Here is a 20,440-nt window from a genome sequence, read left to right as displayed (position 1 = left end):
GAATTTCCCTTTAAGTGATGCCGGTCATGTCCAGAACCATGAACCGGTAACGGGTTGCCTCGGCAAAACCAACGAACGTGCCACTGTTGTTGCCGACGTACTGATGAAACTCCCAACTGATCGCGCCACCGTTCGCGCCGAACGCCGACAAGATGAACGGACTGGTGTTCAGGAAGAAGTGCGCAGCCATCGCTCCGCCGAACGCGACCGGTACGCTGTACGACTTCGATTGCGTGTTTAGGCCAGGAATCGAGTTGCCGGATGCTTGCCACCCAAGACCAGCTTGATACTGGCCTTCGATCACATCGATCACTCGAGTAAATGGATTGGCCGCGTCTGCAATCAGCGCGCCCGACGCATCGAACACCTGAAGGCCGAAATTGTTGGCGGTCACGGGAACTTGGTCGAACACATAAAGCCGGATCGTCGCTTGGCTAGCCGAGATGAATTCGGCTGTGAACGTATTCGTTCCGATCTTTGAGAATTTCCACGGCGTCGCCATGACACCGCCGTCCGCTCGAAATGCAAAGAACGGCCGGCTGGCCGTAAAGGTGAATGTCGTGTGCCATAGGGTTGCGTAAAACTGGGTGTTGACGTTATTGAAGACCGTCGGAATGCTCTCCTGCTGCGTCACCTGCGCGAACGTCGCGATCAACTGATAGTTTGGCGTGAGGCCGTCAATCTGAACGACACCGGTATCCGTAAAAGCTTGAAAGCCCGCGGTCATCAGTACACTCCCCAAAACAGCCAGCCGGTGATCGGATACAGATAGCTGGTAGTGGGCGGCGAACTATATGTCCAACTGATGCCCGTTGAAGAAATCGACACCACCGGAACCGGTGAATTGCCGTTGATGTGCGCGAATAGAAAGTCTGGTTGAAACGACCAGAACGGCGTGCCACTTGAGAGGTCCATCGCGATGGAACCAGATCCACCGCTTATCTGCTGCGAACCCTTGATGCGCCCCACTCGCGACGTGGCGTCAAGCAGCAATTGCCCTGACGCATTCCAGATCTGAAGGCCCGCCGTCATTACCAGAGGCCCAAGCGGACGCGCAATGTCCCGTTGTTGTCGTACACGAGCAGCGTCGAATCGCTGAGAGTCATGTACCCAGCGCCACCGTTCGCACCGTTCAACGTCAAGGTACCGTTCTTATCCAGCTTCCAACGCGGTTGACCGTTCGCGCCGACGGCGGTCGACTGGACGATGTCGCCGATCATCAGGTTGGTAATCCAGCCCGTACCGATGAGCGCCTGGCTGATAAACACCTGACCGCCCTGCACCACAAACGGTGACGTCACCGCACTGCCATTTGGGTCGATGATCGCGACGCGGCTCGCCGACAGAAGCACCGTCGACTCGACAACGCCGCTGCTGTTGTCAACGCCGACGCCTATCCCGGCGATGTACGTCCGACCGTTCGAGGTGATTTGCGTCTTGATCTGGTACGACGCCGCGACGCGGCCATTAAGGTCCGCATACGACGCCGCGACTGTCTGGACCGCCGCGGTGTTCGCGTTTGCCTGAGCCTGAACCGTTGTGATTTGCGACGCCTGCGCGCTATCCGCATCGGCGCGCGCCTTGGATTCCGTCTGAACCGCTGCATTGAGCGTGTCCGTCGACGTCTTGAGTTGCGCCGCGACTGTATCGGTGCGCTGTGCTTGCGCGAGATCCGCTTCTTGGCTCGCGGACTGCAGTGACCAGACGCCCGCATACGACGTGTCGTCGCCCGCATAAATCGTGGCTTGTCCGGCCATCGGCGGCGTAATCGACTGGATCGGCGCCAGTACGTCTTGACCGAGCTGCGACTTCGTAATTTGACCCGTGAGGTAGGTCAGAATCTCAGTCGCATCGCTGCTGCTTTGCCCGTTCACACCGCTACCGGTCGGATACCACGGCCCGATGTTGCCTGTCGTGTCGACCAGCCGCGCCCAGAAGAAGAACGATTGCCCGGCAGCAAGACCCATAAGGTTCGCGCGTGCCTGCGGAAACGGATAGGTCGAAAGCCGCGTCGCAGTGGTCAGGTCGTTCGTCTTGCTGTACCAGACGTCCGTGTATGACGTGTCGTTCGCGGTGCCGTCGGCGGGATACGTCCAATCGAGTTGGATCGCGAAAACCTGCGACGTGGCCGTAAGCGACGTGATCGCGGGTGGCGCGCTCGTCTTGCCGGTGAGAACCGTGTCCGTGCCATACGCGATCGCCGACGAGACGCCCATCGCATTCACGGCATAGACGCCTGCCAGATAGGTGCCCTGATAGATGCCCGGCACCTCGACCTGCAGGCCGCCGACGGCGTTCATCTTGACCCACTCGCCGTTATCTTTCCGCCACATCGGGACGTACGACGTCGCGCTCGCCGCGGCGTCCCACGCGATCACCATTGTGGTTTTGGAGATACCCTGGTCGATTGTCGAATAGGTGGACAGCCGCACATTCGTCGGCGGCGGCTGCACGGACGGCGGGACGACCGTGGTCGGCTTGACCTGAATCGCCGCGCCGTTGTCGATCGCGTCGAACTTTCCCGGTTCGTGCTGCGTCGCCGAGACCGTGTATGTGATCTGGCCGTCGTCGTCGTTCTCGGTCACGCTCACGACGCGATAGGTCTGCGCGGCTAGGTCGGCGCTTTCCAGCATCCACACCGCGCCCGGCACTGCATCGTCGTCAAATAGATCGGTCACCGTGACCGCATCGCCATTTACAGACTGCACCGTGCGCGCCTGCGCGACACCCGTCGGCAGAATGACGGTCAGCGTGTCACCGGCTACCGTGGTCGGCGCCTTGTCGAGCGTCACGACACGCCCAACGGCCGACTTGATCCGGCCGCCGATACGCCGGCCAGCCTTCGCCGGATCTGCAATCGCGATCACCTGCCCCGGCGAGCAGCGCGTTCCGTCGAGCCCGACAGAGAAGGTGACCGTGTTCGTTTCATAGCGGCTCGTGAGAAGCGTCCACAGGCCGAGGCGGTGCGCCTGCCCCTGCGACGTCGTGCCGAACGCGGTGATTTCTACCTTGTTGACGCCGTAGCGCGCAATGCCGTCCTGATCGGCGACGTATTCGACTGCCTGCTCGTAGTTGTTCGCCGGGTCGTTCCACGTCACGAGGCACGTCGTGTAGCGCGTGCTCAGCGTCGAGCCCACATAGGTGAACAGACCGTTGACGACGTTGGCCGCCGTGTACACGTACAACGTGTCGCCGGGCATGTCGCAGCCGGCAACGACAGCGCCTGGACCCCAGTACGAAATGCCCCGGAAGATCGCGGCGATGTCCTGCAATACCTTGTATGCGTCCGCGCGGCTCTGGATATAGCAGTTGCACGTAAAGCGCGGCTCAGTGCCGCCCTTGCCGTCGGCGACCATGACGTCGCAATACTGCGCAATCGTGTACAGCCCCCACTTATCGAGCATCGAGGCATCAATGCGCTTCCCGAGCCCATACCGGTCGTTCAGCACCAAGTCGTAAAAGACCCATGCTGGATTGTTCGTCCACGCCGTTTTGAAAGTGCCGTCCCACGCGCCCGAATACGCCCGGGTATCTGGGTCATAGTTCGACGGCACGCGAACTAGCAGCCCTTTGATTTCATACGCGCGCGTCGGCACCGACGAGAACGACGAAGCGTCGAAGGACATGCCGGCGACAGCGCACATCGGATACCGGAATTTCCGGTCGATGATCTCGGTGATTGCCTCAATATTCGTTGTGTTCGCGATGTAGGCACTGGCCGTGTTCGGTGTGATACGGCGCACGCGGACCGTCCAACCAGTGGTCGCAGTGCCAAGCTCGATGCGATGGCTGCGCTCGTACAGGCTTGTCGTCTTGCCGTTAAACGACGCGCTCAGGACTGTCGCGTATGAGCCGCCGTCCGTAGACAGGTCGATCGCATAATCGATCTCGTAGCCTGTGATGTCGCCCGTCGAGGTGTTCGTCTGCGACAGGGCTGGCACTGCCAGCCGGATGCGCACCGCGGTAAGCTGGGTGTTCTCGATCGCATGCACCCAAGGCGTATCCGCGCGCAACTCGATACCGACAGTTGACTCGTTCTCGACGGCCGGAAAGCCAGAAAGGAACGTTTGATCCTGAGTGCCAACCCGCGTATCGAGCGAGTAGTTCGTGAAGTTCAGCGAGCCGTCGGCGTTCTGGATCGGCGTGTCGTCCAGATAAACGGACTGCGCCCCATTCACCAGGCCATAGATCGGCCCTTCCGAAATCAGGTCGAGCACCTTCGCATAGGCGATCGACAGCAGCGAATCAGCGGTTTCGCTCGCCGACGACGAGCTGCTGCCCTTTGCTCCGACGATCTGCATCAGGCCTGATCCTCTGCGTAGATACCGGAGCTGATGACCTTTGAGCCGACGCGCATCCAGCCGTATGCAGTCGGCACAGGATCACCTTCCGCCGAACTGTTCACGGCACCGCCGAAGTAATACGACGCGCCATTTCCCGCGTCATTGCTCGACGTCGACGTTTGCGGGCTCAGCATCTGCATAACGCCGCCCAACATCATCGAAGCGCCCAGCGCTATGACGTTAGCGCCCCACGCTTGCCCGTATGCGGAAGCAACAGCACCGACGACCACCAACGCGGCACCGAGGATCGTTTGGAAGATGCCGCTGCTCTTGCTGCCGATCAGGATCGGAGCGATACGGATTTCGTCGGCGCCGACCGGATGTGCAAGACCCTCTTCGTCGAGATTCCGGCGGCCGTTGAACACCGCGAACGTCAGCCCGTTATCCTTGGCGTTCATCAAGAACTTCTCGAAACCCGGCACGATGACGCACAGCGCGCGTACCGCTTCGCGCGTCGACGACACAGCCAGCCGATGCATGCGGCCGAACTTTGCCCCCGCGACGCCATAGAGACGTACGGTTCGGAGTGTTTCGCTCATTGCTTAACCCTGGTATCGGAGTACTGTGCGCAAGCTGTGGGACCACATACCGCCCCACACCGTGCGGCCTGACAGAGCGCCATACGAGTGGTGCAGCATCTGGCCGTTGCCGATGTAGATGCCTGCGTGATTGGGGACGTGGTTTTTGCTGCGGATCTGCATCAGCAGAACGTCGCCGACTTCGACCGGCGCGTCTTGCCCGAGATCAGCGAAGCCAGCTTTTGCGAAGTTGTCGAGATAGAGATTCGACGCGCCGTCTTCCCACCACTTATCCGCGCGCGGGAAGTCCGGCAGCGTGACGCCGCGCTCGATGCGATACCAGTCGCGGATGAGCGAATAGCAGTCGTGCACGCCATGGACGAACTGCCGCCCGAGTAGCGGAGCCTGATAGCCAGATGGACCGAACTCGCACCAGTCGTCGATGCCAATCGAGCCGTCCGTCTGCACCCCGAGCGAAACGATGATCCATTTCGCAATGCCGCTCTGCTCGCACATCGTCTTGTCGGCCATGCTCGGCCGCGCCGGTGCGCCCGGGTGCGAATGCACGAGCGCGACTATCTCGCCGTGATCTTCGGCGGCCGCGTACTCCTGCCCGGAAAGCACGAAGTGCTCAGCCGGCGTCGTGGCCGAGTTGATACAGGGCACGTACGTTTCAGCGCCGCCAACGACCACGACCAGTCCTACGCACTCACGCGGGTAGGCCGCGAGCGCGTGTTCCGCGATCGCGTTCTTGATCTGTTCGTTCATTTAGGAAAGGGTGTCGCTCAGGAAGCCGCCGAAGCTCAGCGGTTCATTGACGCCGAATCGGCATTCGCAGCCGCTGATCCGCTTGCTGCACTTATCGAGCGCCGGGTTGTCCGTCGCCTGGTCGTCGATGGTGAAGTAGGTTGTGCCGGTCCAGCCGCAATACGCGTCGCGATATTCGAACTGACAGAGGCTGGCGATCTGCCGCGCGGGCAATTGCTGGCCGCCAAAATCGAGCGCCGACGACAACGTGAATTCGATCTCGACGTTGGTCTCACTACTCTTCTGCTCGACGTACCAAAGCTCGATCGGCATTTCCTCGGCAGGGTCTGCCGACGGATTACCGTCCGGGAAGTTCACCGCATCGAGATACTTCGACAGCGTGCGATGCCGCGTTACCTTCGCGCCCACCATATCGTCGAGGTAGACGCACAGAGCCGAGATCGTGCCGCCAACGTTTCCAACGGTAAGCGTCGGTTCAGGCTGTTGCGCATCGGACGTGTGTTCGAAGCCGCTCGCCTGAATTGCCCACGGCTTGTACTCGTTGCCCTGCCAGAAGATCGACGTCGATTGCAGGTGGCCGTGAAAGCGCAGCATGTCGCCGCCAATCGCCGTGCAGTCCACCTCAAACAACTCGATCAGGCGGCCCGGCTCGAGCTGCTGAATGTCGGCCGTGATCGTCATTACATATCCGCCGACAGCAGCATGTTGTAGTTGTCAACACCCCACGCGCCCGCCGTAGTGCCCTGATTTAAATACATCAGCAAGAATCCCGCGGTTGCCGTCACGCTAGGCGGCGAGGCAATGCCCGCGTAGGTCGGCGTGCCGATTACGGTAACGGTCGGCGCGGACCGCATCGGAGCCCCATACGACAGATTCCGCACCATATAAAGGCCGGCCGTTGCATATCCGTGTTCGTCGTAACGCAGCGAGCGGCAGTACCACGCGCAAACAGTGCGATCTACTGCCGGGTGCGTTGGCGTGAACGGCAGAACGACCGTCCCTTTCACAAGTTGCGGATTGCTGAAGGTGCCGCTAAAGAACTTGATCGACGTGAAACCAGACGCGGGCAGAACCGCAGAGCCGCCATTTACCACGCCTACGCCATTGATCGTCGCTGTCGCCGTTCCCGTCCACGACAGTGTGAAGGTGCCCCCGTCGGTACTGAATGCGTCCATGACCTGCTCAACCCCGCCCGCCGGCGCGGTCATGACGATCGAATAAACGGTCCCGGTAGTGAACTGAAGGCTCTGCCCTGCCGTGACGACGCGCCACCGGTCAAGCGTGTACTGATTCGCTGCCGTGGTCGCCGTACCGCTCACATAGCCACGCGTGTTGATCAGCCCGCACGCGTTATCGAGGTAGTTTCTGGCTTGCTGGCTGCCGCTCAGCTTCGAGCCATCGGCAAACGTGATGATTCCGTTTGGCATTGTCAGGCCCGAAACGGTCGCCAGGCCGTTGACCGTCAAGCTGCCGGCCGTCAGTGCGCCGTTGACCGTTTCGTTGTCGCTGTTCGTGCGGCCACGCAACAGCACCGTCCACGCGTGCACGCCATCCGTGTCGAGCAAAACGGATTCACCCGGGTTCAGCTTGCTGATCGCCAGCGTGTCGCCCGAGCCAGTGGTAATTGCGAGCGTGACCACGGTCGTGCCGACGTTCCGCAAATGCAACACGCCATCGGCGCCGCACGTCGACGCGGCTGGAACATTGACTATCCCAGCCGCGGCCAGCGCGATATTGACGCGCTTGCCGAGGTGCAGTGCTGCGGTCAGCGCTGACGCTGCCGTAATCGTGACCGGCGCACTTGTGAGCGTCGCCTGCGCATTGAGCACCGCAACGTTCGAATTCGCCTTTACGCTCGCTGCGCGCGTGGTATCGCCGTCGGAACCCGCCGGCGCGGTTCCTAGATTGATCGACTGAAGTGCTGTCATAGGTCAGGGAGCGAAAGTCTGTGTGAACGTCGCGGTCATCGTGTACACGTCGCCGTCTTTGGTCGGCTCGGTATATGTCGCGGTGAACAGGGATTGCGCGCGGAACGGCGGCGTCCAGTAGAAGCTGGTCGCGCCGGCCTGGGTGTCGAGAAAAGCGATGATCGCGGTCATCTTGTCTTCGTCGCCGATGAACTGCAGCGAATAGACGGACGACCGGTTATTGAGGCCGTCGGCCACGCGCAGCGCGTAGCCGTCGCTAAATTGCGCGGTGCGCACCTTGAATGTCGGCGTGCCCGTGAAGTTGGCAACGGTCGGAACCCAAGCGAATGTGTCGGCCATTTACTTGATCCCTTGTTGCATCTTCCAGAGCGTGCCGCCTTGCTTCCGCTCTTTCGCGACGACGGCCTTAACAGCGTCGGTGATCTGCTTCTGCAACTGTGCGGCGTTGGACGCGTTTGCGCTTGGATCTGAGCCGCCCTGAACTGAGACCGGCGCGCTGATGCTGATGTCGCCGCCGCGCGACGACGTCGTGCTCGACGCCGCGCCAACGTAACCACCGCTCGCGAAACGCGCGGCGCCGTGCACGCTGCGCCCGCTGTTCGCCGCGTCGAGATTTCCAATGCCGATGCGCTGTACCGCTGCGGCGCTCATGACGTATTCGCCATTCGAGAGCCACGCTGGGATCGAATCCGACGTAGCCGAACCCGGGCCGGTAACATGGCCGCCCGTCGCCGCATAGACTGCTGACGATTCGCCAGCAGTCACGGTTGCGCCCGCGGTCGAGCCGCCAAAGTACGAACCGATGGCGCTCGCGGCGTAATTGAAGAGGCCGGAGATCACCGCGCGTGCCTGCATGCGCGCAATATCCGAGATCACGCTGGTAGCCAGATCGGAAAAGCTCAGCTTGCCAGTGGTCACGAATTTCGCGAACGCATCCTCCATGCCGCGGAATGCATCTTGAAACGTCGATGCGGTGGACGCCGCGACGTTCGCCGCTTCATCGGAATAGTCGGCAAGTGCCCGCTTAGCGCCGGTCGTCCAGTCCGCATTTGCAGCGCGAATGTCCGCTGACGACTTCTGCGCGATCGCCACTGACTTGTCGTAATAGTCCTGCGTAGCCGCCAGTTCATCGGCGTACTGTTGCGGACCAATCTGGTTGGTTGTGCGCTGCTTGGTCAGATCGGCGACCTTCCGATCGTAGTCCTGGCGCAACGACAACAGCTTGTCGTAGTCGGCCCGATCATTGGTGCCCATGCTAAGACCGGCTAGCGTCTGGTCGGCCGCAGATTGCTGCGTGGCGAGTTGCTGCTGCAGCGCGTCGGTGTACACCTTCAGGTCAGCCGCGCGCTTCGCCGCCAGCTTCCCCGAATCGTCGGTGAACTGCTGGTCGTTTGCCGCGATCTTGTCCTGCGTGGTTTTCACCTCGCCGGCGTACTTCTCGATTGCAGCCTTCTGCTTCTTGCCCTGCGCGATTTCAACTTCCTGCTGCTCGATCTTCAGCTCATCTTGCAGGGCCGCCGAGCGCGCGTCATGCATCTGCTGCAGCGCATCCTCTTGTGTGATCAAGCCTTGATCCTGCAAGCTCTTGATGTGATCGAGCGACGTCTTGAGCTTTGTTTCGATGTCCTTTTGCTGCTGGTCGAGAGCGGCGAGCTGCGCGCTAATTGCATTCTGCGCCGCTGCCGCTGCAGCGCTTGCCGCAGCCTTCGAACCATTCCGGCTCTGATATTGCTTGTCGATCTGCGCGAGGTTGTCGACGTGCCGCTTCTCTGCAGCAACGAAGTCTGTCGCCGTCTTATCAAGATCCTTGGTCGCCTCGGCGAAATCGGCGTTTTCCTTCTTGATCGCGAGGTTCCGCTGATCGAGCGGCGAAGCGTATTGCGTGCTGCCGAGATACTTGTTCACCGCAACAGCGGCATCGCCGCCCGTTGCTCGCTTCTCGGCCGCCTGTTGCGTTTTGAACTGCACCGCCTGCTGGTCGCGCAACACGTTCAGCTTCTCGGTCTCCACCGCGAGCTGCTGCTTGGCGGCGTCGACGCTGAACGACGATCCGCCCTGCAACTGATCGAGATTGCGCTGCGCCGCTTCGACGCGCGCGAGCTGGTCGCCGACTTGCTTCGTGATACCGTCGGGCACGCCGATGTTCATGATCATGTTTTTGTACATGGTCACGACTTCGACTATGTCTCGCCAGCCCTGCGCGATGAAACCGGTTTGCGTCTTCGCCGACGCGGCCACCTGCTCGTGCGCACTGATGAGGTCGAGCATGACGGCCTTTTGAGCGGCGGCCGCGTCGCCAGCGCGCACAAATCCTTCGATCTCGTCGACTTGCGCCGCCGAGAACGTGTGATGCTGCTCCTGATATGCCGCGAGCCATTCGAGAATGTTGTCGTGCAGCTTAACCATCGATTCGACGGCCTGATCCGCACTGACGCCGGTGTCTTCGCTCATCGCGACAGCGGCACGCCCTGCAAGCGCCAGATCGTCACCCGCGAAACGGCCGGTGTCAGCGAGCGACGCGAGCGTCTCGCGAGCCGCAGACAGCGACGTTTTCGAGTCGTTCAGCGTGTTCGAAATGTTGATCATCTGCTCGGCAGACAGGCCGAGCGCACCATTAGTGCTAACGATCGACTTCTGGAACGCGTCGTATTGCGACGCACCCTCAGAGATCGAATGAATCATTAACGCGACGGCACCAGCCGCAGCGCCGATCGCGATCCCCAATGGACTCATCAAGACAGAGAGTGCGTCAGTACGTTCGGCCAGCACCATCAGTGAGCCGCCGAAATTCTTCCAGGAACCTTGCGATGCTTCGTGAGCCAACACGGCAAGTTCGCGACGTGCGGCAGCCGAATTCAAACTGAATCCGTGGGCGGCCTCGCTATTCGCATTGGAGGCTTCTTCGACGGCCTTCAGTTTCGCAACCGACTCCGCCGCGGCATCCGATATGCCGAGCTGAGCAGCCTTCATCGCGAGCAGTTCGGAGCGCGTTTTCCCCGCAGTGTCAGCCGCGCGCGTCAGCGATGAGACGAACGAATTGATCTCTCTGGTGCTCGCCTGGCTGCCGTTCACTGCGGCTTCTGAAATGGCCTTCTGAGCGACGGCGACGCGCTGCGCTGCCTGATCCTGCGTTTGCATGAAGGCCTGAGCCGACTTGCGCGCGGAATCCAACTCGGACCGATAGCCACTTGCGTCGGCTGTGACCCGCGTTACGCTCTCATTTGCCACTGGTTTTCGCCTTTATTTCAGAGTCGAGTGCATCGGCGACGGCTTGCGCCGCAACCGTCTTTTTTGCTTCATATGCGGGCCGCTTGAACGGATGCGCAGCCGAATGAGAAGTGCCGTATTCGACAAATCGCAGGTAATAGGCATCTTTCAGCCACGTCACGATGTACGAGGCCAACTTCCCCGGCACCGATTTCTCCGCGTCGTATGCAATGACGAGAGAGTCGGCTCCCTTGCCGGTGTCGCGCGGAATTCTCAACTTCTCTTCCGCGAGAAAAATGTTTGCGCCGACGAGCGCGGCCTTCCGCAGCGTCGATTCGCTCACAGCGTCGTCCAGCGCATCCAGTTGCGCGGTCAACGCGCCCGGGTTGGACGTTTCGAACGCCTTAGCCATTTGCAGCTTTTCCGAAGAGCGATGCCCGCAGCATTGCCGTCTGCGCTACTGGATCATCGAAAAGCACCGGCTCAGGCTCGGACTGCGTAGATAGGCCTCCAAGCCACGGAATTACGTCAGATGCTCCGAACGGTTCCGGATGTTTCTCCGCGTTCCGGTTGACGTTGTAGATCGCTGCGGTGACTACGCCTGCTCGGAGATCGTCCATTTGAGTGCCAAACGGTTCGACCTGGTGATACGCCAGCCAGTCGGTGAACTCAGCGCTGCTCACTTCCGACTGGCAGCGTGCGACCGACATGCCTAGCTCGCGAGCGAGTCGGAACCAGAAGAGCCGCTCAGGGCGGCTTCGGAGTTTTTTTCGGCTTCCTCCGTTGCCTTCGTGCCGATTTTGTTCAAACGCATCGCGATAGCGACGAGGCGGGTGAGAACTTCCGGGTTCTTTCCGCTCAATTGCTCAATGTCATCGGCGGTGAAAATCGGCGAACCGCCGTCGTCGACCACCGTGCTCGACAGCACGAGCGCCTGAAAGCGCGCAGTAGGTTGCGGCTCCGCGAGCGCTTCCATCAGTGCGTCACGCGCCTTGCCGCCCATCTCGGAGACGGTCACCTCGCCGCCCCACTCGGGAACGACGACGACTTCGAACCCGAGGTCCCGCACGGCGAGGATCTGCTCTTTCGTCAGCATGCATTACGCTCCGGCAGCTGCGGTCGTCACTGCGCCCGAGATCGTCAATGCGATCGTCGAGGTGATGACAGCGTCGGTTGCGCCCGCGATCGGGAAGCTCTTCACGAATGCCGAGAACGAATCGCTCGAACCGTCCGGGTAGGTGAGCTTGAACTTCTGCAGCGTCAATGCTTTCTGAGCCGCTTTCAGCGCAATCTGCCCCGGGTCGGTCATGTTGACGTTGACGTCGATCGAGAACGAACCGTTGTCGATCAGACCGAGCATCTTTTCTTTCGCCTCGGAATCGAGGTCCGTGGTGTCGATCTCGGTCGCGGTGCCGTCGAAGCCGCTGTACGACTTGACGTTTTTCACTGCCGTCCAAGTCGGATCGGTTGCGCCGTTGGCGGCGGTGTCGATGGAAAATTTGCTGCCTTGGGCGCTAATTGCGGTGCTGGGCATGTTTCACTCCTGATACCAGATTGAATAGTCTTGCCGACTGCCGTAAAGCTTCGTGTCGTCTTCGTAGACCGACACAGGCGCACCAATCGGCGTGCCATTGACAGGCGCGGCAGTCAGCGCAGCGCGCACCTGTTGAATGATGGTTGCCGCCTCGGCGCGCGTGGTTGACCACACAGCGACCTGCATGCGGCTGTTTTGCAACGTGTCGGCGCCGTCGAACGTGGTTTCGTCGACACCTCCAACGCTCTGATAGACGATGTACGGTTTGGCGACCGTCGCCGGCGCGACGTCCGGATAGACGCGACCACCTGCCAACGCCTTGATCGCGCCCGCTGTGACGGATTCGGCGCTAGCCATTGTTCGTAAAGGCCGAGCAGGCCAGATCCGTGTATTCGCGGCTGGCGAGATTCGGCAGCGGCGCGAGAATGTTGAAGATGACGTCTTCGACCGGTTGGCCGTCAACGAACTTGAGCACCACCGCGCGCATGGAGTTATCAATGTTCGTGCGATAGCGAATCCGAATGCTCGCCGTCGCGCTGGCGACGTCGGCGTCAGCCGTCAAGGTCTCCTTGCCGGTGAGCATGCGCACGTTGCCCCAGACCGTCGCCACCTCCACCCACGTGTCGACCGGCTGGCCAAGGTCGTCTTGCGACTGGTCGCGGCGCTCGATGCGCACGCGCCGGTTGAGATCGCCAGCACGCATCAGACGCCCGGAATGATTCGATGCGGACGCAACAACGTCCGCGCGTTGAACGGCAACTCGACCAATTTCGAAACTGACGAGTCTTCGCGATTCGAGTACAACTCCGCGGTCGACTTCAAAATCGCCGCCTTGATTGCGCCGTTGACCACCATCGGGTTATCGCCCGCAGTGCCAGCTGCCACCGCCGCCGCCATCGCGTCGTCGTCTTCGAACACTTGACGATTCAGATAGTCGACGGCCGATTGCGTTGCGCCGTCGAGCAGCGCCTGCACGACGTCATCCTCGACGCCTGCGTCTTGACGCAAGAAGCCAAGCGCCAGACTGAGATCAACGAGCGCCATCGATTACTTGGTCGCCTTAGCCGGCTTGTCCGAACCTTCCAGCGCGCCGACTTCCTTTGCGCCGGCCTCCAGCTCGGACGGGCATTCGTCGCCCGCATCGAACTGCTTCGGATATATCTCGCCTTCCGGCACGCCGCGGAACGGCTTAATGAACTTCGGCATGTCTGCCTCCAAAAAAATAGGGCGTCACTTGGACGCCCCTAAACCACACGCTACGGAGATACGGTTATGCGTCGACAGCGATCTTCATCGCGCGCATCGGTTCCGGATTCAGCAGGCCACCACCCACGCGCTTCGTCGTGTAAAACATGACGTACGGCTTGTTGGTGTACGGGTCACGCAGCACGCGGATGCCGATACGATCGACGATCAGATACGACTGCTGGAAATCGCCAAACATGATCGGCGTGGAGTTCGCAGCGATGTCCGGCATGTCCGGCACTTCCGTGATCGGATAGCCGGCCACCGTCGCCGGCTGGCCCGCGACGAAGGTGGGCTGCCAGAGATAGTTTCCCTGACCGTCTTTCAGCTTGCGAATCGAGCGCTGCGTATTGCGGTTCATCGTGAATCGCGCGTTGCCGGTGAATGCGCTCGGCAAGTCGTAGATGATGTCGATGATGCCGTCCGACGTGATGTCGGCGGCCGCACCGCTGTTGACGACCTCGATTGCGCCGAACGGATGCTTTGCCGCATTGGCGCCGCCGGTGATGTACGTCAGGATGCCGCTCGGCTTGTTGGTGCCGTCACCCGACACGAATGCGAGACCTTCCTGCTTCGCAAACTCGGTCTGCACTTCGCCGGCCAACCACGTTTCCAGATCGATCTCGCTGTCGTCGAGGATCTGCTGCGTCGCGGCCGGGTTCGCGTAGATTTCGCCGGTCGTGAATGCCAGCGGCTGGAAGGTGGCCGTATTGGTCTGCGGACGGGCCGACGTTTCACCGACCCAGCCGCTCGACGTGCCCTGCATGTTGAACAGTTTCGAGAAGCCTGCCTTCGACGTGGGTTGCACTCGGCAAATCTGGCGCATCGGCGAGATGAGCACGAGCTTGTCGGTGATCGTGCGGTCCCACTCGACCGGCGTCAGGTAGCCACCCTGTTCGTCGGCGCCCTTGTTGAGCGCCGCATTGATGTCACCCTTCTTTACGTGTGCCTTGAAGGCGTCTGTATATTCGGCGTCGCGCAGTTTGGTGCCGCCACCACCGCCCATCTCGAGAGCGGCCATCTTGATGCTGTGCTCGTCGAGCGCCTTCTGGAATGCGTCCAGATCTGCGCCGATCCTCTCGACCTTCGCAGTGATGTCCGACGCCGGCAGACCAGCCTTAACCGCGTCGAGTTGCTTCGTGTGCTCGGTTTTGAACTCGGCAAAAGCCTTGTTCACACCTTCGATAAGCGCCTTGACGTCGCCGGGACCGCTATCGGCGCGCACCACGACGATGCCGCGAGTGACTGCGCCAACTTGCCCAGCCAGCGATGCCGCAAGCGCGGCGATGAGGATGCGTTTGTTCATTTTTCAGCCTTTCATTGCGTTGAGGAGGTTTTGCAGGGTTTCTGCAACGTCTTCGCCAGCGCTCGGCGTGGCAGGGTTTCCAGCAGCGCTCGGCGTGCCGGACAAAAGGGATTTGATTGCTTCGCGACGGGTCGAGCGCGAGTAGCCCGCCTTCGCCATCGACGCCTCGACAATCGCTAGAGTCTTTCGCGTTGCCGATGAGGACGTCTGTGTCTTGCTAACCTCGGCGGACTCGATCAGTCCGGTTGCAAAGCCGTCACTCACAGCCTGGTCGGCGCCGATCCACGTTTCCTTGTCCATCAGGCTCGCGGCAGCGTCCTGCGTGATGCCCGCACGCTTTGCGTACAAGTTCGCCATCGCTGAATCGAACGGTTCGAGCGTCTGCGACGCCTGTGCGAGATCGTGCCGGTTGCCAATTGCAACCGTCCACGCGTTATGGATCATGAGGAACGAGCCTTCGCCCATCAGGATCTCGTCGCCAGCCATTGCGATAACCGATGCCGCCGACGCCGCAAGGCCCAGCACCTGCACGGTGACCTTGGCCTGGTGTTGGCGAAGCAGGTTGTAGATCGCGACGCCCTCGAAAAAGTCACCACCGGGCGAATTCACGTTGACCGTAACGGCCTGATTCGCGCCGATGCTGCGCAGCGCGGCAGAGATGCGCGTCGCGGTCACGCCAGTGCCTTCCCAATTGTCGCCAATCGTGTCGTATATCGAAATCGACGGCGATCCATCGTTTGCCGCGCGTACCTCGGGTTCCCAGCGCTCCAGCGCGTCCGGACGCATATCAAACTGCGCCGCGCCCAAGCGGAAATCGGCACGAATCTCAGGCAGTTGCAGGAGGCTCATCGCCGGTCCCCTTCGGTTTTTGTGTCATTGGATTCCGCAATGCGTCGGTCTGCGGATCATCGGATTTGGGCAGGTCGGAGAGTTCGCGCACTTCGTTTTGCGACATCCATGGCGACTGGCCGCCAGCGCCAAGCGCCTTCGAAAAGAACGACGCCTGATCGTTGAGCGTGCCGCGCAGCAGCGCGCCCTCGTTGAACTTGAATTGCCGAGCACCAAGCTGGCTGTCAGGGATGAAGCTGCGCGCAGCAGCCTGCTCCCACGAGACAAACCAGTGACCGAGGCCGTACTGAATAAAGAAGATCGCCAGTTGTTCGATGCCACTGCCCCAACTCGTGTCGTCCATCATGAGAAGCGGACGCGGCACACCATACATGCGCGCAACCTCTTCGATCTGATGATTGCGCGTCTCGATCTGCTGCGCTGAAACAGCCGTTGCCGTGAACTGCTTGGCCGTGCCGCCCTCTTCGATCAGCATCCAGTTACCAGCGTTTTCTGCGCCAGAGTAGTTATCGGCGAGCGATTCCTTCATGCGCTTATATGCAGTGTCGGAAAGCTCTTTCGGGATCTCGATCGCACCACCAGCCATCACGCCGGTACGGAACGTGCGCGACGCCGCGCGCTCGGCCTGCTCCGCAAGCTCAAGCGCTTCGCGCGACAGCCTGATACGCGAAATTCCGTTCACACCATCAAGCGAGAGATCGCGCAGATGAAAAACGTCACGCGCTTGCAGCGTTATTTCGTCGCCGCCCGGCGTCGTGTAGTCATAGACGATCTGCCATGCAGCCGTCAGCCGCGCTTTCGTCGATCCGCGATCCATCGGAATCAGTCGAATCGGCCGATTGCCCGACCAGATAACTCGCGCGAACGACTGTCCGTCGAGCAACGCGCGCAACTGCATCAGGCTCTTAAATTCGATCGGCGTCTGCCAGTCGTTCGGCTTGTACTTGAGCAGCCGATGCGCCGGGTCGTTGGTCTGAACCTGCTTCGTCTCGTCGCTGCTCTGAAGATTGAGCGGCAGCATGCCTATCGCTTCGGAGATCAGCGTCACGCAGCGCAATACCGCCATATTTCGCAGCGCACGCGCCGCGCGCGGATCGCGCCCGTCCAACTCGCCGCGCCGGATGTATTCGAGCAAGCGAGGATCGTCCAAGCCAGTGAAAGTCACGCTGCCCGATGGGATTTCAGCGCGAGGGGCGGCGTTTTCCGGGCGAGTTTGGGCCTCCGGCTGGTTGCCCCGCCGGATGAAATCGAACCAACCCATTCACACCTCAAAGAAATCGGATGCCGCGCGACTCGTACACCGACGGCCCTTGAGCCGGCGGATTGAGCGCCATCAGCGATACCGCATCGAAAATAGCCATCAGCGGGTCGATTTTCCCCGTCCCGCTGGCCTGTTTTGTGATGTTCACAGCGTTTCCGACAGGTACGACGCGCGCATTGCCGACGGCCCACGCCATCATGCGCTGGCCGCCGTGAATCAAGGTGCCGTCGGGCTTCTCGCCGCCATCGTCAGCGCGTCGCCCGCTCGCTGCCGCAACGCGACGCTCCGTCGTCTTGATCGCACCCGACAACTTCCAACCCTGAGAGATGCCGATCACCCTGTCTTCAGGGACACCTGCCGCGCCGAGCGCGTCGAGCACGCCACCGATTCCGGCCGGGTCCGCGCCAACCTTGTCCAGCAGTCCCGCCTGGTGAATCGTCGCGACGATCTGGGCAACGTCCTCGACGTCGTCGCCAATTTGCTCGACGACAGTCAAATCGCCTTCGCGCTCGAAGTCACGCAGCGTGTCGGCAATTTCCTTGCGGCGTTCGAACACCGATGGATGCGCCCACGCGTGCGTCCAGGCCAACCAGTTCCGCGTGCCCTTCTCTCGACCGACGACCGCGAGCCCCAACAAGTCGTCGAGACCGCCACCGTCGATGCCCACGTCAATCACCTCACACCGGTCGATCAGTTGATCGAGCGTCACGCCGGGCACTTGCGCGGCCGCCTCCCAAAACTCGGCACCCGCCCAGCGATCACTGCGCAGCGCAAGTCCGATTTCTACATTTGCATGCTTCGCGAGAAAGCCGCGAAACGACTCTTCGCCGGTTTCCTGCGCCTTGCGGAACTCGCGCTCCAGATATGCCTGATCAACAGAGAACCCGAAGTTCGGATTCACCATTGCAAGGTTTTCGACCTTCAGGTGCTCCTTGCGCTTAACCATCTCCGGCGGGTGCTCGAAGATCACCGGCACGAAGCACGAATCAACGATCTTTCCGTCGCGCACGTCGCGCGCGTAACGCAGCTTCTGCAGGAACACCCCCGCCGGCGGATCGTTCGACTGCGTCGTCAGGTAGATGATGAAGCCTTCGGGACGCGATGCGAGTCCGCCCGTCGCTTCCCGCAACATGTCTTCAGCATTCGGCTGCTTGCCGAACAGCCACAGTTCGTCGATCAGCGTTCCGACGCTCTTCTTCCCGCTGACCGTGTTCGCGTCGGCGGCAACGACCTTCAACGCCGCGCCGCTGACGCGATGCGTGATCGTCTTGATGTGCGTTTGCACCTGGAACAGTTCATCGAGGTCTTCCTCGTGCTTCACCATGTCCCGGCTCGGCGCGAAGCTGTTGTTCGCCACCTCGATCGTCGGCGCCAGAATCGCGTACTCCGCTGACTGCCGCCAATTCAGAATCATCGCCGTCATCATGATCCCGGCGGCCAGCGTCGACTTACTGTTCTTCTTCGGGATACACACGAACCACTCGGTGATCAGGCGTCGACCACTATCAGGGTCGTACGCGCCGAAGATCGATGCGACGAGATCGAACACCCACTGCGCGCACGACTCGCCGAACGTCGGACTGCCCGGTGCATCGACGATCTTGAGTTGCTTGAAAACGTTCAGCGCGATCTCTGCCTGCTCCGGAAAGATCGGCGGTGGAATGATCGAGCGCCCAGACCGCAACCGCTCGGGCCAGTCCGGGCATGCTGTCGACCATTCCATCCGCTATTTCCGGTTGTTGACTACGAGCTTCGGCGTCGCGAGCGAAGCGAACTTGTTCGCGGCTTTCTCTGCTGCCGCGCCCTTCGCATCCTTCTTGCCCGTCTCGCCGACCTTGGCGTGCACGAACGGCATCAGCGCCTTGGCGGCGTCGACGCGCAGTTTCGGCTCCGTCCGGCCGTCGTTCATCGCAGCAATGAGGAAAGCCTTCGGGTCGGTGAAGCTCGTCATCGCGTACGGATCGAAATCCGGCGGCGGCGAGCGATCAACGGGAGGTTTTGCAGCTGCTGCGGCCTTCGCCTCCTGTTCGATGCGCTGCGCAGCCATGTACAGCGCCACGTCTTTGTCTTTAACAAGCCGCGACCCGGCGGCCGACGCCGTTGCGGCGCTGTAACCTGCGGCGATTGCCGCGTCTTTATTGGCTTTGCCGGCCAAAACAGCGTCGGCGAAAAGCCTCTTTTTCGCTGTTAAAGCCATTAACAAAATCCTCAAAAGGGAATTTTTTCTGCGCGTGCGGGAACGGTCGGTCTGGGACGGTCGAGCCCTCAGACTTTCTGCACCCCCTTGGTGCATGTCGCTAAAAAGCAACAAATCCCGCGCTTTCGTTGGTTTTTAACAACAAAACCGCTGAAAGTCAGCGTCTTCCGCGCTCCAACCGTGCCTTTTCACCGTCATGGTGCGGCTTGCAGAGCGTCTGAACGTTAGCCGGATCGAGACGCAGCCGATCGTCGCCTTGATGCGGCACGATGTGATCACCGATATTGCCCAGCGGCTCAGCTAGACCACGTGTGGCGCACGCCAGCACCACATCAGCTGGTGACATGCCGAGCATGCCAAGGTCACGAAGGCAGAACACGCAATGCGGATGTGCTGCGAGATGCTTGGCACGAAGCTTCTGCCAGGCATAGTCATAACCTCGCGCTGCGCTGCTGGTCTTGCCAGTGCGCCACGAGACAGACTCCGCAACGACAACACGACTCGGCAGCGATTGCAGTCGAGTCGGAAGCGTGCGAAGGCGCGGCATCAGGCTTCGTCATCCCATTCGAGCGCGCGTGTGTATGGGCTCAACGTCCTGCCTTCGATCAACATCCTGCCCACGCGCGTGACGCCGTCCACCTTCATGTGAACGGTGATCTCAATGCGACCAGCGCTGACGGCATCACCCAGCCGGTCGATCGAGACCGATAATTTCGGTTCGTTAGTCGGCATGGCTCGCGTTCAGATGGAGTAACGCAGCGTGCGCCAATACGCGCGCACGTGCGAACGAGTGCAGAAGTGATGCCACGTCCATGCCGCAGCAAGTTCAGCATCACTCTTGCCTGTGATGCCCCGGATGACCGCCTCGATTAGCTTTCGCATGATCAGGCAGCAGCGACCGGATACGCCGCGGTGAGTGCAGCGCTGGTTGCGGCCTGCACTGCTTCGACCGACAGCGATGGGTCGATTGCCTTCAGTGCAAGCGCGAGTTGCACTGCGGTGTTCACGTTGTTGCCGGTCGTTGCGACAGCGGCTTGAGTGTCTGCTGCGGGAGTGCTCATGAGAATAGCCCTTTCGTAGATTTGGTGAAGTTCTGCGCTGATTTCATCGAGTGTCATCGTCGGCGCGGATGCGCGTACTTCAGCGACATCGGCCTTGATCGTGGATTCGAGTTGAGTGACATCGATCTCGACGCGCTGCTCGATGGCTGCTGTCTCGCTCTTGAACCACGAGGCGATCTTCTGAATGATGGCTTTGAGGTTCATGGCAAAGTTAGAATTTGAT

Annotated in this window: 25 protein-coding genes; all 25 read right to left on the bottom strand. The window is 60.8% G+C overall.

Annotated elements, in window-relative coordinates; genetic code table 11:
• Positions 1-10: 10 nt before the first annotated feature.
• The gene (locus tag BLS41_RS17045; protein WP_074766905.1) at positions 11-727 is read right to left on the bottom strand and encodes a hypothetical protein; all 717 of its coding nucleotides are present in this window, start codon (positions 725-727) and stop codon (positions 11-13) included.
• Positions 727-1,032: a hypothetical protein gene (locus BLS41_RS17040; protein ID WP_171910257.1), complete on the bottom strand. Its 306-nt coding sequence runs from the start codon at positions 1,030-1,032 to the stop codon at positions 727-729. Before BLS41_RS17040 ends, BLS41_RS17045 begins: the two co-directional genes overlap by 1 nt.
• The gene (locus BLS41_RS17035) at positions 1,032-4,301 is read right to left on the bottom strand and encodes a TipJ family phage tail tip protein (protein WP_074766900.1); all 3,270 of its coding nucleotides are present in this window, start codon (positions 4,299-4,301) and stop codon (positions 1,032-1,034) included. Before BLS41_RS17035 ends, BLS41_RS17040 begins: the two co-directional genes overlap by 1 nt.
• Positions 4,301-4,882 carry a tail assembly protein gene (locus BLS41_RS17030; protein WP_074766898.1) on the bottom strand — a complete coding sequence of 194 codons (582 nt, stop codon included), beginning with the start codon at positions 4,880-4,882 and terminating at the stop codon, positions 4,301-4,303. The genes BLS41_RS17035 and BLS41_RS17030 overlap by 1 nt, the downstream gene beginning before the upstream one ends.
• Before the next feature lie 3 nt (positions 4,883-4,885).
• Positions 4,886-5,629 carry a C40 family peptidase gene (locus BLS41_RS17025; protein WP_074766896.1) on the bottom strand — a complete coding sequence of 248 codons (744 nt, stop codon included), beginning with the start codon at positions 5,627-5,629 and terminating at the stop codon, positions 4,886-4,888.
• Positions 5,630-6,310 carry a phage minor tail protein L gene (locus BLS41_RS17020; protein ID WP_074766894.1) on the bottom strand — a complete coding sequence of 227 codons (681 nt, stop codon included), beginning with the start codon at positions 6,308-6,310 and terminating at the stop codon, positions 5,630-5,632.
• On the bottom strand, positions 6,310-7,557 hold the full coding sequence (locus tag BLS41_RS17015) for a hypothetical protein (protein ID WP_074766892.1): 1,248 nt from the start codon (positions 7,555-7,557) through the stop codon (positions 6,310-6,312). The genes BLS41_RS17020 and BLS41_RS17015 overlap by 1 nt, the downstream gene beginning before the upstream one ends.
• A gap of 3 nt (positions 7,558-7,560) precedes the next feature.
• Entirely contained in the window at positions 7,561-7,896 is a 336-nt protein-coding gene (locus BLS41_RS17010; RefSeq protein WP_074766890.1) for a phage tail protein, read from the bottom strand.
• The gene (locus tag BLS41_RS17005; protein ID WP_143026301.1) at positions 7,897-10,695 is read right to left on the bottom strand and encodes a phage tail tape measure protein; all 2,799 of its coding nucleotides are present in this window, start codon (positions 10,693-10,695) and stop codon (positions 7,897-7,899) included.
• Between the two features lie 79 nt (positions 10,696-10,774).
• The gene (locus BLS41_RS17000; protein WP_074766886.1) at positions 10,775-11,176 is read right to left on the bottom strand and encodes an HK97-gp10 family putative phage morphogenesis protein; all 402 of its coding nucleotides are present in this window, start codon (positions 11,174-11,176) and stop codon (positions 10,775-10,777) included.
• A complete protein-coding gene (locus tag BLS41_RS16995) occupies positions 11,169-11,474 on the bottom strand; it encodes a phage tail assembly protein T (RefSeq protein WP_074766884.1) in 306 nt (101 codons plus the stop codon). The genes BLS41_RS17000 and BLS41_RS16995 overlap by 8 nt, the downstream gene beginning before the upstream one ends.
• Positions 11,475-11,476: 2 nt before the next feature.
• Positions 11,477-11,860, bottom strand: coding sequence for a hypothetical protein (locus tag BLS41_RS16990; protein WP_074766882.1), 384 nt, complete (start codon positions 11,858-11,860; stop codon positions 11,477-11,479).
• A gap of 3 nt (positions 11,861-11,863) precedes the next feature.
• On the bottom strand, positions 11,864-12,298 hold the full coding sequence (locus tag BLS41_RS16985; RefSeq protein WP_074766880.1) for a phage tail tube protein: 435 nt from the start codon (positions 12,296-12,298) through the stop codon (positions 11,864-11,866).
• A 3-nt stretch (positions 12,299-12,301) separates the two neighbouring features.
• On the bottom strand, positions 12,302-12,655 hold the full coding sequence (locus BLS41_RS16980) for a DUF3168 domain-containing protein (protein ID WP_074766878.1): 354 nt from the start codon (positions 12,653-12,655) through the stop codon (positions 12,302-12,304).
• Positions 12,648-13,001, bottom strand: coding sequence for a phage head closure protein (locus BLS41_RS16975; RefSeq protein WP_074766876.1), 354 nt, complete (start codon positions 12,999-13,001; stop codon positions 12,648-12,650). Before BLS41_RS16975 ends, BLS41_RS16980 begins: the two co-directional genes overlap by 8 nt.
• Positions 13,001-13,342 (bottom strand): head-tail connector protein, encoded by a 342-nt coding sequence (locus BLS41_RS16970; RefSeq protein WP_074766874.1) that lies wholly within the window; start codon positions 13,340-13,342, stop codon positions 13,001-13,003. Before BLS41_RS16970 ends, BLS41_RS16975 begins: the two co-directional genes overlap by 1 nt.
• Before the next feature lie 3 nt (positions 13,343-13,345).
• Positions 13,346-13,504, bottom strand: coding sequence for a hypothetical protein (locus tag BLS41_RS39060; protein ID WP_171910256.1), 159 nt, complete (start codon positions 13,502-13,504; stop codon positions 13,346-13,348).
• Between the two features lie 64 nt (positions 13,505-13,568).
• Complete coding sequence (locus BLS41_RS16965; RefSeq protein WP_074766872.1) at positions 13,569-14,849, bottom strand: phage major capsid protein; 1,281 nt, start codon at positions 14,847-14,849, stop codon at positions 13,569-13,571.
• Positions 14,850-14,852: 3 nt separating this feature from the next.
• Entirely contained in the window at positions 14,853-15,698 is an 846-nt protein-coding gene (locus BLS41_RS16960; protein WP_074766870.1) for a head maturation protease, ClpP-related, read from the bottom strand.
• On the bottom strand, positions 15,676-16,959 hold the full coding sequence (locus tag BLS41_RS16955) for a phage portal protein (protein ID WP_074766868.1): 1,284 nt from the start codon (positions 16,957-16,959) through the stop codon (positions 15,676-15,678). Before BLS41_RS16955 ends, BLS41_RS16960 begins: the two co-directional genes overlap by 23 nt.
• Before the next feature lie 7 nt (positions 16,960-16,966).
• Positions 16,967-18,682 carry a terminase large subunit gene (locus tag BLS41_RS16950; RefSeq protein ID WP_074766867.1) on the bottom strand — a complete coding sequence of 572 codons (1,716 nt, stop codon included), beginning with the start codon at positions 18,680-18,682 and terminating at the stop codon, positions 16,967-16,969.
• A 3-nt stretch (positions 18,683-18,685) separates the two neighbouring features.
• Positions 18,686-19,270 (bottom strand): terminase small subunit, encoded by a 585-nt coding sequence (locus BLS41_RS16945; RefSeq protein ID WP_253189691.1) that lies wholly within the window; start codon positions 19,268-19,270, stop codon positions 18,686-18,688.
• A 43-nt stretch (positions 19,271-19,313) separates the two neighbouring features.
• Positions 19,314-19,706: an HNH endonuclease gene (locus BLS41_RS16940; protein WP_143026300.1), complete on the bottom strand. Its 393-nt coding sequence runs from the start codon at positions 19,704-19,706 to the stop codon at positions 19,314-19,316.
• Positions 19,703-19,888: a hypothetical protein gene (locus tag BLS41_RS16935; protein ID WP_074766862.1), complete on the bottom strand. Its 186-nt coding sequence runs from the start codon at positions 19,886-19,888 to the stop codon at positions 19,703-19,705. Before BLS41_RS16935 ends, BLS41_RS16940 begins: the two co-directional genes overlap by 4 nt.
• A gap of 152 nt (positions 19,889-20,040) precedes the next feature.
• The gene (locus BLS41_RS16930) at positions 20,041-20,421 is read right to left on the bottom strand and encodes a hypothetical protein (RefSeq protein WP_074766860.1); all 381 of its coding nucleotides are present in this window, start codon (positions 20,419-20,421) and stop codon (positions 20,041-20,043) included.
• Between the last annotated feature and the right edge of the window lie 19 nt (positions 20,422-20,440).

It is taken from the genome of Paraburkholderia fungorum, assembly GCF_900099835.1.
In the GTDB taxonomy this organism is placed as follows: domain Bacteria; phylum Pseudomonadota; class Gammaproteobacteria; order Burkholderiales; family Burkholderiaceae; genus Paraburkholderia; species Paraburkholderia fungorum_A.
Note: the sequence above shows the minus strand (reverse complement) of the source record. Positions and strands in the feature narration are given on the sequence as shown.